The organism is Acidovorax benzenivorans, assembly GCF_028680575.1.
In the GTDB taxonomy this organism is placed as follows: domain Bacteria; phylum Pseudomonadota; class Gammaproteobacteria; order Burkholderiales; family Burkholderiaceae_C; genus Acidovorax; species Acidovorax benzenivorans.
In genome coordinates this window covers 24786-38870 of the sequence record NZ_JAPCKI010000015.1, presented here as the reverse complement: position 1 = coordinate 38870, position 14085 = coordinate 24786, and the positions used below count along the sequence as shown (strand labels likewise).

13 protein-coding genes are annotated in these 14085 nt (G+C 65.0%); 4 read left to right on the top strand and 9 right to left on the bottom strand.

All coding sequences use genetic code 11. The features are described 5' to 3' along the window. Window positions 1-68: 68 nt before the first annotated feature. The 5 genes from OIN59_RS19865 to OIN59_RS19845 form a co-directional block, all read right to left on the bottom strand. A complete protein-coding gene (locus OIN59_RS19865; RefSeq protein WP_274113116.1) occupies window positions 69-1193 on the bottom strand; it encodes a sulfate/molybdate ABC transporter ATP-binding protein in 1125 nt (374 codons plus the stop codon). Beyond that, on the bottom strand, window positions 1190-2095 hold the full coding sequence (gene cysW, locus OIN59_RS19860) for a sulfate ABC transporter permease subunit CysW (RefSeq protein ID WP_274113114.1): 906 nt from the start codon (window positions 2093-2095) through the stop codon (window positions 1190-1192). Before cysW ends, OIN59_RS19865 begins: the two co-directional genes overlap by 4 nt. Continuing rightward, the gene (cysT, locus tag OIN59_RS19855) at window positions 2092-2961 is read right to left on the bottom strand and encodes a sulfate ABC transporter permease subunit CysT (RefSeq protein WP_274113112.1); all 870 of its coding nucleotides are present in this window, start codon (window positions 2959-2961) and stop codon (window positions 2092-2094) included. The genes cysW and cysT overlap by 4 nt, the downstream gene beginning before the upstream one ends. Before the next feature lie 37 nt (window positions 2962-2998). After that, window positions 2999-4003 carry a sulfate ABC transporter substrate-binding protein gene (locus tag OIN59_RS19850; RefSeq protein WP_274113110.1) on the bottom strand — a complete coding sequence of 335 codons (1005 nt, stop codon included), beginning with the start codon at window positions 4001-4003 and terminating at the stop codon, window positions 2999-3001. A gap of 231 nt (window positions 4004-4234) precedes the next feature. Then, complete coding sequence (locus OIN59_RS19845) at window positions 4235-4819, bottom strand: RBBP9/YdeN family alpha/beta hydrolase (RefSeq protein WP_274113108.1); 585 nt, start codon at window positions 4817-4819, stop codon at window positions 4235-4237. Window positions 4820-5011: 192 nt separating this feature from the next. On the opposite strand from OIN59_RS19845, the gene OIN59_RS19840 reads away from it, so the two are divergent. The 3 genes from OIN59_RS19840 to OIN59_RS19830 all read left to right on the top strand — a co-directional run bounded on the left by OIN59_RS19840 (window position 5012) and on the right by OIN59_RS19830 (window position 7632). Then, window positions 5012-5926 (top strand): hypothetical protein, encoded by a 915-nt coding sequence (locus OIN59_RS19840; protein ID WP_274113106.1) that lies wholly within the window; start codon window positions 5012-5014, stop codon window positions 5924-5926. Between the two features lie 120 nt (window positions 5927-6046). Beyond that, complete coding sequence (locus OIN59_RS19835; RefSeq protein ID WP_274113104.1) at window positions 6047-6586, top strand: sigma-70 family RNA polymerase sigma factor; 540 nt, start codon at window positions 6047-6049, stop codon at window positions 6584-6586. Beyond that, the gene (locus tag OIN59_RS19830) at window positions 6583-7632 is read left to right on the top strand and encodes an ankyrin repeat domain-containing protein (RefSeq protein WP_274113101.1); all 1050 of its coding nucleotides are present in this window, start codon (window positions 6583-6585) and stop codon (window positions 7630-7632) included. Before OIN59_RS19835 ends, OIN59_RS19830 begins: the two co-directional genes overlap by 4 nt. Before the next feature lie 67 nt (window positions 7633-7699). Here OIN59_RS19830 and OIN59_RS19825 read toward each other — a convergent pair whose 3' ends face one another. Together OIN59_RS19825 and OIN59_RS19820 are read right to left on the bottom strand one after the other, a co-directional pair. Beyond that, on the bottom strand, window positions 7700-8569 hold the full coding sequence (locus OIN59_RS19825) for an HDOD domain-containing protein (RefSeq protein ID WP_274113099.1): 870 nt from the start codon (window positions 8567-8569) through the stop codon (window positions 7700-7702). A gap of 135 nt (window positions 8570-8704) precedes the next feature. Next, entirely contained in the window at window positions 8705-9652 is a 948-nt protein-coding gene (locus OIN59_RS19820; protein WP_274113097.1) for a LysR family transcriptional regulator, read from the bottom strand. Window positions 9653-9784: 132 nt separating this feature from the next. Here OIN59_RS19820 and OIN59_RS19815 point away from each other — a divergent pair, with 132 nt between their 5' ends. Further along, window positions 9785-10429 carry an FMN-dependent NADH-azoreductase gene (locus OIN59_RS19815; protein WP_274113095.1) on the top strand — a complete coding sequence of 215 codons (645 nt, stop codon included), beginning with the start codon at window positions 9785-9787 and terminating at the stop codon, window positions 10427-10429. Window positions 10430-10607: 178 nt separating this feature from the next. Here OIN59_RS19815 and OIN59_RS19810 read toward each other — a convergent pair whose 3' ends face one another. Together OIN59_RS19810 and OIN59_RS19805 are read right to left on the bottom strand one after the other, a co-directional pair. Continuing rightward, window positions 10608-12914 (bottom strand): putative bifunctional diguanylate cyclase/phosphodiesterase, encoded by a 2307-nt coding sequence (locus OIN59_RS19810; RefSeq protein WP_274113094.1) that lies wholly within the window; start codon window positions 12912-12914, stop codon window positions 10608-10610. 312 nt (window positions 12915-13226) lie between these two features. Beyond that, window positions 13227-14027 (bottom strand): MetQ/NlpA family ABC transporter substrate-binding protein, encoded by an 801-nt coding sequence (locus tag OIN59_RS19805; protein WP_274113092.1) that lies wholly within the window; start codon window positions 14025-14027, stop codon window positions 13227-13229. Window positions 14028-14085: the final 58 nt, after the last annotated feature.

The window sequence follows — 14085 nt, the reverse complement described above, 5'->3', positions numbered from 1 at the left end:
ATCTGGCTCCGCCAGTCCACCGGGTGCGTCCCCCTCAGGGGGAAGACGCGAAGCGGCTCAGGGGGGAGTCAAATCCCAGCAGCGTGATCCAGAAAAACGCGGGCGCGGCGCGGTGTCACCACCAACGTTTCACCCTCTTTGAAACCCATTTCCTTGAACTGCTGCGCAGGGATCTGCGCTTCGATCAAGGGGTCTGGGGACGCATTGTCCGCTGGTTTGTGATCGCCCAAGGGAATAAGTTCCAGCCGCGCAATAGGCCCCACCACAATGGCGCGGCTCAGTTGGGCCACGATGCCACGGGGGCGGCCAGCGGCGTCCAGGCCCGCGCCGGGGGAGTAGCGCTCCACATCCAGGTCGTGCGGGCGCACGTAGGCAAAGGCCTTGGCGTTTTGCGCCTGGCTGTGCTCGGGCGAGTCGATCTGCATACCCTCCAGGTGCACCAGGCCTTCATGGGCACGGCCGTGGAACAGGTTCACATCGCCCAAAAAGCCGTAGACAAACGGGCTGGCGGGCTGGTCCCACACCTGCTGGGGCGAGCCGCTTTGCTCGATGCGGCCCTGGTTGATCACCACCACGCGGTCAGCCACTTCGAGCGCCTCTTCCTGGTCGTGGGTCACAAAGATCGAGGTGACATGCAGTTCGTCGTGCAGGCGGCGCAGCCAACGACGCAGTTCCTTGCGCACCTTGGCATCCAGGGCGCCAAAGGGCTCGTCCAGCAACAGCACCTTGGGCTCCACCGCCAGGGCGCGGGCCAGCGCAATGCGCTGGCGCTGGCCGCCCGACAGTTGCGAGGGGTAGCGCTCGGCCAGCCAGTCGAGCTGCACCAGCTTGAGCAGGTCCATCACCTTTTTCTTGATCTGCGCCTCGCTCGGGCGTTCGCTGCGGGGCTTGACTCGCAGGCCAAAGGCCACGTTCTCGAACACGGTCATGTGACGGAACAGAGCGTAGTGCTGAAACACAAAGCCCACGTTGCGCTCGCGCACATGCACGTCGGTGGTGTCTTCACCGCTGAAGTGGATAGTGCCCACATCGGCCGTCTCCAGCCCGGCGATGATGCGCAAGAGCGTGGTCTTGCCGCAGCCCGAGGGGCCGAGCAGCGCGATGAGTTCGCCCGAGGCGATGTCCAGGCTCACATCGCGCAGGGCCTGGAAGTCGCCGAACTGCTTGCTGACGTTACGGATTTCAATGCTCATGGTGTCGTTCCTTGGGAGGGCCGCTCGGGAGGAAGTTCGGCGGCGGCCTTCAGGGCCTGTTCGTTGCGGTGTTCGGCAATCGTCTTGATGACCAGCGTGACCAGGGCCAGCAGGGCCAGCAGCGATGCGGCAGCGAACGCAGCCACGGACTGGTACTCGTTGTAGAGGATTTCGACGTGCAGCGGGATGGTGTTGGTCTGGCCCCGGATGTGGCCCGACACCACCGACACCGCACCAAACTCGCCCATGGCCCGCGCGTTGCACAAGATCACGCCGTACAGCAGGCCCCACTTGATGTTGGGCAGCGTCACGTACCAAAAGGTCTGCCAGCCGGTAGCGCCCAGCACGATGGCGGCCTGCTCCTCGTCGTTGCCTTGCGCCTGCATCAGCGGGATCAGCTCGCGGGCGATGAATGGAAAGGTCACGAACACGGTGGCCAGCACAATGCCGGGCACGGCGAAGATGATCTTGATGTCGTGCGCCTGCAGCCACGGGCCAAACCAGCCCTGCGCGCCAAACATCAGCACGTAGATCAAACCCGCCACCACGGGCGAGACGGAGAACGGCAGGTCCACCAGCGTGGTCAAGAACGCCTTGCCCTTGAACTCGTACTTGGCAATGCACCAGGCAGCCGCCACGCCGAACACCAGGTTCAGCGGCACAGCAATCAGCGCGGTGATCAGCGTGAGCTTGATGGCCGACCAGGCGTCGGGCTCGCGCAGGCCTTCCAGGTACGCGCCAAAGCCCTTGCGCAGTGCCTCGGCAAACACGGCGGCCAGTGGCAGCACCAAGAACAGCAGCATGAAGGCCAGTGCGACGGCGATGAGCGTCCAGCGCACCCAAGGCGCTTCGGTCGTGCCCGCTTGTGCGCGGCGAATGGTCCGGGAGTTGTTGCCGCTCATGCTGGTGCCCCCGCGTGACGTCGCTGCCAGGCTTGCAGCGCATTGATGATGAGCAGCAGGATGAAGGAGATGACGAGCATCACCACGGCCACGGCCGTAGCGCCCGCGTAGTCGTACTGCTCCAGCTTGCCGATGATGATGAGGGGTGTGATCTCCGACACCATGGGCATGTTGCCTGCGATGAAGATGACCGAGCCGTACTCACCCACCGCCCGCGCAAACGCCATGGCAAAGCCGGTGAGCAGTGCGGGTGTGATGGAAGGCAGGATGACCATGGTGAAGGTCTGCCAGCGTGTGGCGCCCAGGCAGGTGGCGGCTTCTTCCAGCTCTTTCTCGGCGTCTTCCAGCACGGGTTGCACCGTGCGCACCACAAACGGCAGGCCGATGAAGATGAGCGCAATCACGATGCCCGCGGGCTTGAACGCCAGCTGGATGCCCATGGGCTCCAGAATGCTGCCCACCCAGCCATTGCCCGCCAGCAAAGCCGTAAGCGAGATACCCGCCACGGCGGTGGGCAGCGCAAAAGGCAGGTCCACCAGCGCGTCCACGATTTTCTTGCCCGGAAACTTGTAGCGCACCAGCACCCAGGCGATCAGTAGGCCAAACACCAGATTGACCAACGCCGCAAGAAACGAGGCACCGAAGGTCAGCCGGTACGACGCCAGCACGCGCGGCGCACTGATGGCGGCCCAGAACTGGTCCCAGGTGAGGGTGAACGTCTTGAAGATCAGTGCCGACAGCGGGATCAGCACGATGATGCTCAAGTAGAAAAGGGTGTAGCCCAGTGACAGCCCGAAGCCGGGCAGCACGCGCTTGGGCGCGCGCCGTCCGGCCGGGGCTGCGGCCACAGCGGTCGCAGTGGTCATAGATGCAGTGGTGAGACGGGAGAAGCGCCGGGCCTATTTATTTGGCGCCGGGCGTGTAGAGCTTGTCGAACTGGCCGCCATCATTAAAGTGCACCTTCTGCGCTTCGGTCAGCGAGCCGAAATACTTGGCCACGGTGAACTGCTTGAGCGGCTTGAAGGTGGTCTCGTACTTCTTGAGCACCTTCTCCGAGCGCGGACGGATGGCGTGCTTGGCAGCGATCTCTTGTGCCTCATCCGAATACAGGTAGTCCAGATACGCCTTGGCCAGTTGGGCTGTACCCTTCTTGGCCACGGTGCGCTCGACCACGGCCACGGGGTTCTCGGCCACCACGCTCACCGAGGGGTAGATCGCATCGACCTTGCCCGCGCCGAATTCGCGGTCGATGGAGACCACTTCAGATTCAAAGGTGATCAGCACATCGCCCTGGTTGCGCTGCAGAAAGGTGGCGGTAGCATCGCGGCCACCCTTGGCCAACACGGGCACATTCTTGTAGAGCTTGCCCACGAACTCTGCGGCCTGTGCCTCGGTGCCGCCCTTTTCACGCACGGCGCCCCAGGCGGCCAGGTAGGCATAGCGGCCGTTGCCGCCGGTCTTGGGGTTCACCACGATCACCTGCACGCCGGGCTTGATGAGGTCGTCCCAGTCCTTGATGCCCTTGGGGTTGCCGTTGCGCACCAGGAACAGCATGGTCGAGGTGGTGGGCGATGCATCGTGCGGGAATTTCTTGGCCCAGTCTTTGGCGACCACGCCGCTGTCGGCCAGAAACTGCACGTCCGTCGTCGTGTTCATGGTCACCACGTCGGCCGCCAAGCCGTCGTTCACGGCACGCGCCTGGGCGCTGGAGCCTGCGTGCGACTGGTCGATCTTCACGTCCTGGCCGGTGGTCTTCTTGTAGTGCGCGGCAAAGGCAGCGTTGTAGTCCTTGTAAAACTCGCGGGCCACGTCGTATGACACGTTGAGCAGCGAGTTTTGTGCGGCAGCCATGCCGCTCGCGGCCAGGGCCAGGGAGGCCAGGAGGGTCTTGAGTTTCAAAGAAGTCATGGTGAGGTCGCCCAAAAAATGCTGGAGATTCCGCATTGTGCGGAGCACCTCTTAAAACTCAAAAGAATATATTCTTGTTAATTAATCATAAATTGGCATATGGTTTTTTAGGATGGTGTGCAGGCGTCATGGCACTCAAGCCGTCAGCAGCGGCCCATGCCTGGACTTTCAAGCCAAAAAAGCTTCAAGCGCAGGTACAACATGCGCAGACAGCTATCAATTAAGTAGCAGTCAAACCACAGCGGGAGAAGCGTGCGAGTACCCTGCCGCTGGCTGGACGGTGGCATGGCCGCCCTCCAGCGACTGCAGCAACGCCCAGCCCAAGGGCCATTCGCCATGGCCGGAGTCGATGTTGATGTGCCCTGCGTTCTGCATGCGCACAAACTCGCTGCCCCAGGCCCTGGCATAGGCGCCCGCCAGGCGGATGGGACAGAACGGGTCGTTGCTGCTGGCCACCACGATGCTGCGGTAAGGCAGCGGGGCATAGGGCACGGGGGCAAAGTCGCTCAGGATGGCGCGGCGCTCGGGGTCGGCCGGGGCCACCAGCAACGCACCACACACCTTGGCCGCTGCCTCGGGGCCCATGTGGGTGGTGGCAATACAACCCAGGCTGTGCGCCACGACCACCACGGGGTGCGGCGCGGCCAGCACCGTTTTTTCCAACTGACTCACCCAGGCCGAGCGGGTGGGCGTGATCCAGTCGTCCTGCACCACACGGCGCGCGTGGGGCAGGCGCTCGGCCCACAGGCTCTGCCAGTGGCCGGGGCCTGAGTCACGCCAGCCGGGGACGATGATGATGGAGGTGGTGGAGGTCACAGGTCTGGCATTCTGCGAGCCGCGCCTTAAAACCCAAACGACTTAATTTTTGTTATTTAATCGCCAAATCATCTAAAAGCGCCCGCTATTTCCTGCGCCATTGGCGCCTCTGTATTTTTTGCGCCGGGTTTAACCCCATTCACCCGCCCCGTTCGTTTCACCCAGCACCACCACTTTTTTGATGGAGCTGCCATGAAACCCTGGTCCCTTACCCTCCCCGCCCTTGCGGCACTGGCCGCGCTGCTGGGCCTGGCCCACCTTCCTGCCCATGCCATTGGCCGCCTGGCCGACGTCACCATCGTGGACCGCGACACGGGTGCCACATTGCCGGTGCATTACGCCCAAGGCGAATACTGGGTGGCCGGGCGCCCCGGTGCGCGGTATGCCATCACCGTGCGCAACCGGATGGGCGAGCGGGTGCTGGCCGTGCCGTCGGTGGACGGTGTCAATGTGCTCAGCGGCGAAACCGCTGCGTGGGACCAGCGCGGGTATGTGTTCTCGCCCTACGAGCGCTACCAGATCACTGGCTGGCGCAAAAGCGACAGCCAGGTGGCCGCGTTTGAGTTCTCCCACGTTGCCAACGCGTATGCCAGTCGCACGGGGCGCCCGGCACATGTAGGGGTGATTGGCGTGGCGCTGTTCCGCGAGCAGCTGCCCCTGCCTGCCGCCATCCCCGAGCCCTACAGCCAGCGCCGCGACAGCAGCAACGAGACCGGCAACAGCCTGGGGCGTCTGCGCCAAGAACCCGCGCCCTTGCTTCCCTCGCCGCAGGGGGCTGCACCGGCTGCGCCCGCCGCCGCAGCCCCTGCACCGGCGTCGGAAGCCGAGTCTGCAGCGCGCTCAATACCCGCAGACAGCGTGACCAAGGCGGCGCCTATGCCATCGGCCAAGCTGGGTACGGCTCACGGCCAGCGCGAGACATCCGTCGTCTCGCACACCACTTTCACCCGACTGCAGAACCGCCCCAACGAAGTCATCAGCATTCGCTACGACAGCCGCGAGAACCTGATCGCTGCGGGTGTGATCCGCGAACCCATCGCGCGGCCCCATGCGCCCCGCGCGTTTCCACAGTCGGACAACCTGTCTTATGTTCCCGACCCAAGGTAGGGCTTGAAAGCACCCGCTGCGCACGGGCCCACGGGCGGCATGAGAGCCTCGCATAATGCGCGGGTGCCAGCCGCCTCCTCCACCGCCCCCACCCATTCGGACGGGTCTGACGAAACACTCATGCTGCTTTATGCCGGGGGTGACCTGGGCGCATTCGACACGCTGTACGCCCGGCACGAACTGGCCGTATGGCGGTTTGTGTTTCGCAGCGTCAAGGTGCAGGCGGTGGCCGACGACCTGCTGCAGGACGTGTGGTTTGCCGTGGCGCGCAACGCCCGTAGCTATGAAGTCAAGGCCAAGTTCCGCACCTGGCTGTTCACCCTGGCACACCACCGGCTGGTGGACCACCTGCGCACCGCCAAACACCACACCAGCCTGGACGCCAGCGACGACGACGCGCGCCGCCTGGCAGACACGCTGGTGGCGGACTCCGGCTTTGGCCCCGTGCGACAACTGCAATCGCGCCAGCAAGCCACCGCGCTCATCGCCGCCGTGGAGCAACTGCCGCTGGAGCAGCGCGAGGCCTTCTTGCTGCAGGCCGAGGGCGACCTGAGCGTGCAGGAGATTGCCGAGGCCACCGGCGTGAACTTTGAAACCGCCAAGAGCCGCCTGCGTTACGCGCGGGCCAGCCTGCGCCAGCACCTCAAGGAGTTTGTATGAACCGGCAGGACGACGAGCTGGTCCGGCGCTACCACGAAGCCAGCGCGCAGGAGGGCGCCCGCCCCGGCGCGCATGTGCGCGAGGCCGTGCGGGCCCATGCGCAGATGATGGCAACCGCAAGCCATGCTGCCTCGGCGCCACAGCCTGCAACGCCCGCCGCTGCACACAATGCCGCCAACCAGCCGCGCTGGAAAATCTCCGCCCTGGCCACAGTGGCCGTAGTGGGCCTGACCGGTTTGCTGATGCTGCAGTTTGAGCACGGCACGCCCGAAGAAAGGGACGCGGCCTTCAGCCACCGGCGGGCGGCGACACCGGCACCCGCAACACTGCCCGTCCCAGCCCCTTCAGCCCCTTCAGCCGAGCCCACACCGGCAACCCCGTCCGCCCCCGAAAGCCTGCAGGAGCGCACTCGCGGCGCCACCAGTTCATCGACCAGTTCATCGGCTGAGGCTGGAGCCGCGCGCCCCCCGTCCACCACACCGGCACCGACCCAGCCATTGGCCAAGGCTGCGCCTGCGCCAAAACCCGCGGCCGCACCTTGGCCTGCACCAGCCTCTCCAGCAACCGCTGAGGCCGAAGCAGCACCAGAGCCCCGCGCAACCGGCGCCATGGCAGACTTTCCTGCATCGCCCTCCACGGCCGCAGCCCCCAGTGCCGACCGGCAGGAGCGCGCCACGGCGCACGCGGACCAGGCCCTCCAGAAAGCAGCGCCAGCACCCCAGGCTGCAAACGCCGCCGCAACTCCCTCGGTATCAAAGAGACTCGCCGAGCCGTTGCCAGGCAGTATTTGGGACGCCGCCCGCGCAGGCAGTGCCTTGCAGGTGGAAAACCTCATCCAGCAAGGCACCCCCGTGGACACCCGCGACAACGAGGGCAGGACCGCCTTGATGCTGGCGGCCATGAACGGCCACACCACCACCGTCCAGAAGCTTCTGGCCTTGGGAGCCAACCCCAAGCTGGTGGACCGCGACGGCCTGACTGCTGCGCAGTGGGCCACACAGCGGGGGCATACACGCCTTGCCGAGTTGATGAACACGGCCCGCTGAGGGCGGCTTCGGCGGGCTCAGCCCGCGCGGTTTTGATGGAGCAAACGCGAACCTGTATCAGCAAACCTCAGAACCGCACGGCCTCAAACGCCGGGTGCAGTGCGTCGATCCAGTGGTCCAGTTCATCTTGCGTCACATGCAGGTGATCCATGCAGGCCTGCCCGTGCTGCAGCCATTCGCGCGTGGGCGGCAGGTTGTCGTGCTGGTTGACCAGAAACTCGGCCAGCAGGCCCATCGCCACCAGGTGGCGCACGGTGGGGTCAAAACGCTCGTCATCCAGACACGCAAAGTCGTGATGCAACCAGATAGCCTGGGCCACGTCACCGGGCAGATGCCAGGTGCGCGCCACGATGGCGCCCATCACGGCGTGGTCGGTGCGGTGGCTGGCGTTTTCTGTTTGCGTGAAGGTGCGATCCTTGCGGGCCAGAGCTTCGGTCACCGTACCTGCGTACCCACGCACGGCCTTCACCAGCACGGGCATGCCCACATGGCAGAACAGGCCGAAGCTGTAGCCGAGGCCGGGGTTAAAACTGTAGAGCTGGTGGCCAATGTGTTCGCAGGCCATGGCCCGGCGCTGGGAGCTTTCCCAGAAATGCTCCAGCAGCGGGGACCGCACCTGCAGTGCGTTGCGCGTGATGAATGCCGACAGCAGCTCCACCGCAGGCCGCAGCCCCACCACGGTAAGCGCCATACCCACAGTCGGCACCGGCTGCGCCAGGCCATAGAGCGGGCTGTTGGCCAGCCGCATGACGGCAGCGGCCAGGGCCACATCCGACGACGCCAGTTGCTCCAGGGCGGTTGAATCCAGCTCAGGTGCCGCGACGATCTGCTGCAGGCGCAACAACGACTCAGGGCACGGCGGGACCACAATGGCGCGCACGGCGGGATGCAGGCGCGCTTGCCGGATGTCGGCGTCTATAGGGTGAGAAGTGGTCACAGGAAGTCCCCGGGGCCATGTCTTTACCGTACCGACCGGTACGCGCAGAGCAGGTCCCGCACAGTTGCAATTCGTTGCATTGTGGCGCCAAAAGGCGCGACGCTGAGTGAACCCGAGCCAGCCAGTTGCCTTTGCTCAGATATTGGCTCCGTCCAGCCCTTGCTGCGCCTGCCGCGTGCTCAGGCTGCTGAGTCCGGGCATCACCTCGCCCAGGTAGTCCAGAAACCGCCGCACGGCGGGCGACAGGCCCCGGCGTGAGGGGAACACGGCGTGCACGATGGCCGGCGCCGGCGCCCAGTCAGGCAGCACCCGCACCAGCTTGCGCTCGCGCATTTCTTCCTGGCACATGTAGTCGGGCATCCAGCACACGCCCGTGCCCGCCACGGCGGCGTATTTGAGCGTGAGCAGGTCATCGGCCACATAGCGCGGGGTGTGCTGCACCACCTGGTGCGCGCCGCCGGGGCCAATCAGGTTCCAGGTGGACCGGCCCTCGGGGGCCGACATGGCAATGCTGTCGAGCTTGGCCAGATCGTCCAGCGTCTTGGGCGTGCCCTGGCGGATCAGCAGCTCGGGGCTGGCCACCAGGATCTGTGTGGTGTGGTCCAGGCGCTTGACAACCATGCTGCCGCTGTCGTCCACCGACGGGCGCACGCGCAACGCCACATCGATGCCCTCCTCCACCAGGTTCACCGCGCGGTTGCTCACCAGCATGTCGATGCGCACCTCGGGGTACTGGGCGAGAAACCGGGGCATCAGCTCGGCCACCACGGTCTGCGCCAGCGTCACCGGGCAGCTCACGCGGATGGTGCCGCGCGGCGTGGTCTGCACCTGGGCCACGGTGTCGGCCGCCGCCTGAGCCGACTCGCGCATGGCCTGGCAATGGCGCAGATACGCTTCGCCCACTTCGGTCAGCGAGAGCTTGCGGGTGGTGCGCTGCAGCAGACGCACACCCAGCTGCGTTTCCAGGTCAGACACCCGGCGCGACAGGCGCGACTTGGGGATACCGAGCGCGCGGCCCGCAGCGGCAAAGCCACCGCGCTCCACCACTTCGGCGAAATACAGCATGTCGTTGAGATCTTGCATGGGCTTCATCGTCCTATGGATAGAACAATCTATCGCAAGTTCACTACCTTATCAACAAATTGATCCATCCTCACAATTCACCCCATGGCCACACGCTGTGGCTCCGATCCACAGAACCCAAGGAGTTCCCTCATGCAACTGCTTCACGTCGACTCAGCCATCACGGGCGATCAATCCGTGTCCCGCCAACTGACCGCCCGCACCGTGGCTGCATGGCAAGCGGCTCACCCCGCCACCACCGTGCAATACCTGGACCTGGCACAGCAGGCCCCTTCGCACCTGTCGGCCCAGTCGCTGGGTTTCCGCACCGGCCAGGCCGCTACCACCGAGGCAGAACGCGCTGAAAACGCGCTGTCTGAAGCACTGGTGAGCCAGTTCCTGGCCTCCGACGTGATCGTGATTGGCGCACCGCTGTACAACTTCTCCATCCCCAGCCAGCTCAAGGCCTGGATCGACCGCCTGGCCCAGGCTGGCCGCACCTTCAAGTACACCGACAAGGGCCCCGTGGGTCTGGCCGGTGGCAAGACGGTGATCGTGGCCTCCACCCGTGGCGGCGTGTACTCGACCAGCGAAGGCGGCCAGGCGATGGAACACCAGGAGAGCTACCTGAAGGTGGTGTTTGGCTTCTTCGGCATCACCGACGTGCGCTTTGTGCGCGCTGAAGGCGTGGCCATGGGCCCCGACGCCAAGGCCGCCGCCCTGGCCTCGGCCGATGTGGAAATCACCACCCACACCAGCGTGGCCGCCAACCAGGCCCGCGTGTCGCAGGCCGCATAAGTGCTGCACAGCTGACAACGCCCAGGGCGCCAGCCCTGCGATGCCCCTGAAACCCGGCCCTGCGCCGGGTTTTGGCGTTTATGAAGGCAAAGTGGCCAGATGCGCCGGTGGAATATGCCTGAACAGCTATCATTTTTGATTAATCGCCACCACTCACAACACCGTACGGTGCCCACAGTCACTGCGTAGCGGGCGGTGCCTGCCGCTGCAGCCACTGCTGGGCCAGCTGCTGGGGCGCCAGGGCCGGCGCAAACAACCAGCCCTGAAAACGATCGCAGCCCATGCGGATCAGGAACTGCAGCTGCTCCTCGGTCTCGACGCCTTCGGCCACCACCTCCAGGCCCAGCGTGCGGGCCAGTGCGTTGACTGTGGCGCAGATCTCGCGGTCGTTCACGTCGTGCGCGATGTCGCGCACAAACACCTTGTCGATCTTCAGTTCGCTCACCGGCAGGCGCCGCAGTTTGATGAGCGACGAGTGGCCGGTGCCAAAGTCGTCGATCGACAGCGCAAAACCCGCGTTCTTCAAGTCCAGCGCTATGGCGTACAGCGACTCGTCCAGCAACTGTGACTCGGTGAACTCCAGCACCAGGCCTGCAGGTGCCACCCCAGCGCGCTGGGTCACGCCCAGCAGGGTCTGGGTAAACCCCGGCTCGCGCAGCTGGATGGTGGAGACATTGACCGACACCACCGGCACCTGCCAGCCCTCGGCGCGCCACTGCGCCACCTGGCGGCAGGCGGTCTCGAACACCCACAGCCCAATCGGCACGATGAGCCCGCTCTCTTCGGCCAACGGGATGAACTCATCGGGCGACACCACCTTGCCGTCCACCGACCAGCGCAGCAGCGCCTCGGCGCCCACAGTCTGGCGCTGCTGGTTGAGCTGGGGTTGGTACACCAGCGTGAACTCGCCCCCCTGCAGCGCGCTGTGCAGGCGGCGGCGCAACTCCAGCCGGTCGCGCGTGATCTGCGTGAACTCCTCGATGTAGAAGCGGTACGAGCCCCGCCCTGCGCTCTTGGTGGCGTGCAGCGCCGAATGGGCGTGGCGCACCAGCTCCACGCTGTTGGCAGAGTCGTCCGGGTACAGGCTGATGCCCAGGCTGGCGCCCATGTACTGCGCGCCCACTTCCAACAGATCCCAGGGCTGCGCCAGGCCCTCCACCAGCGAGGTGGCCAGCTGCGCCAGCTCGGTGCGCGACGCAGGGCGCAGCAGCATCACGGTGAACTGGTCATTGGCCAGCCGCGACACCAGGCCCTGCCCTGCCAGCAGCTGGGTGATGCGCTGGGCCACCTCACTCAGCAACGCGTCGCCCACGCGGTGGCCGTAGGTTTCGTTCACGCTCTTGAAGTGGTCCAGGTCGATCAGCAGCAGCGCCACACGGCGGTTGGTGCTCTGCGTGTCGCGGGCCGCCCCGGCCACCGCGCGCTCCAGCGCGTCTTCAAAGTAGCGGCGGTTGGGCAGGCCGGTGAGCGCATCAAAGTGCGCCACCCGGTACAGCAGCTCTTCGTTGCGCAGCACAGCGGCCTCGGCCGTGCGCAGGCGGTTGAGCAGGCTGACCACAATGGTCTGGCGCAGCGCGGCCAGCAGCAGCACCAGCAGGCAGCACGCCAGGATCAGCGCCTGCAGCCCGGCCCGCCCGTCGGGCGCCACAAACAAAAGCACCAGGGTGATGGCCGCCAGCGTCATCGACAGCAGCGGCACGTAGTTCATGGCCTGGTCGCATTCGCGGCGGTAGTCGGCGTCCGCCGATATCTCGAAACGCAGCCAGCGCGAGCCCCAGCCCAACAACAGCGCCGACACGCTGAAGCTGGCGTTGAACCAGATGCCCGGCTGCACCGTGCCGCTGATGACCATGATGTTCCACTGCATCCAGCTCAGGCCATAGCCCAGCAGACCCGCCAGCACCTGCAGGTGGGCGCGCTCAATGCGCACACCCACCGTGGGAATGGCCAGCGCGGTGACACCCGCCGCAGCAAGAAACCCCGCCGGGTACAACACCAGCACCGCGCCCACGGCCAGTGACTCCACCCCGCCCGAGGGCAGGTAAACCACCAGCGTGAAGGCCAGTAGCGCCAGCACTGCCCCGGCAAAGTCCAGCGCTGCAGGGTAGGCCCGGTCGCGCGAGAGGCGAGCAAACGTGGCGCGGATGACGGTGGCGGCCCACAGCGGCCCACCGGCCAGAAACAACAGGTCGGCGGGTGCAGGGAACGAGTTCCAGTCCAGCGCCACCTGCAGGTTCCACACCATCTGCCCCAGGGCCAGCAACACGGCAAAAGCGAGCAAGCCGGTGTGCAGCGTGCGGTCTGCGGGTGGCACCAGCCGCCAGCCGCGCCAGGCCCAGAAGGCCGATAGCCCAAACGCCAGCGTCCAGGAGGCATTGTCCAAAAACAGCCGCACGCCTGGAGCCGGAGCCCACAGCGACGCAACGAACAACAGCGTGGTCGTACTCAACCAGACCGCTGTGAGGATTCGTTCCGCGAAGGGCATGTTGGAGGGGGGTGGGTGTTACCGGACGTTACTCTCTCATTGTGTATGCAAGCGCGACACCGCTGTTTTCCCAGTGCAACGCTGGGGAATGGGGTCGGCTATTTGCTATCATTTAAATAGCTACTTGCGCTTTATGGATAAGCGCCAGCAGCCAAAATGCTTGGATATGTGACTGTTGTTGAAGTCACCACTCATCCGCCCCCTCTCCCCTTGCGGGAGAGGGTTGGGGAGAGGAAGCCACAGCCCAGGGCCGCTGCGGCCCCGTTGCCATGACGTGTCTGCAAATGACGTGTCTGCGCTGAGCGCTCAGTCTCAGAACCCTGGCAGCACCGAGCCCTTGAACTCGGTCTGGATGAACTTCTTCACCTCTTCCGAGTGGTAGGCCTTCACCAGCTTGGCCACCCAGGGCTTGTCCTTGTCGGCCTCGCGCACCGCGATCAGGTTGACGTAGGGGCTCTTGGCGTTTTCTTGGGCAATCGCGTCCTTGCCAGGGTTCAGGCCCGCCGACAACGCAAAGTTGGTGTTGATGGCCGAGGCGTCCAGGTCGTCCAGCGAACGGGGCAGCTGGGCGGCGTCGAGTTCGACGAACTTGAGCTTCTTGGGGTTGCTCACCACGTCCAGCGGCGTGGCCTTGAGGCCCGCGCCGTCACGCAGCTTGATCAGGCCCTTGTCCTGCAGCACCAGCAGCACACGGCCGCCGTTGGTGGGGTCGTTGGGGATGCCGAACTTGGCGCCTTCCTTCAGGTCTTCGAGCTTCTTGACCTTCTTGGAATACAGGCCGATGGGGAAGTTGACGGTGTAGCCCACCGACACCAGCTTGTAGCCACGGTCTGCCACTTGCGCATCGAGGTAAGGCTTGTGCTGGTAGCTGTTGGCGTCCAGGTCGCCCGCAGCCAGCGCGGCGTTGGGCTGCACATAGTCGCTGAACTCAATGACCTGGATCTTGAGGCCATCCTTCTCGGCAACCTTCTTCACCTGCTCAAAGATCTGCGCGTGGGGGCCACCCGTCACACCCACCTTGATGGGCTTGTCTTGGGCCATGGCGCCGGTGGAGAAAGCTGCAGCGGCGGCCAGGGCCAGAGCGGATTGCAGGAGGAGGCGCTTGTTGTTCACAGGGAAAACCTTTCGTTGAGAGATGACTCGTATCCTAGGGTTTTCCCGTTAAAACAGG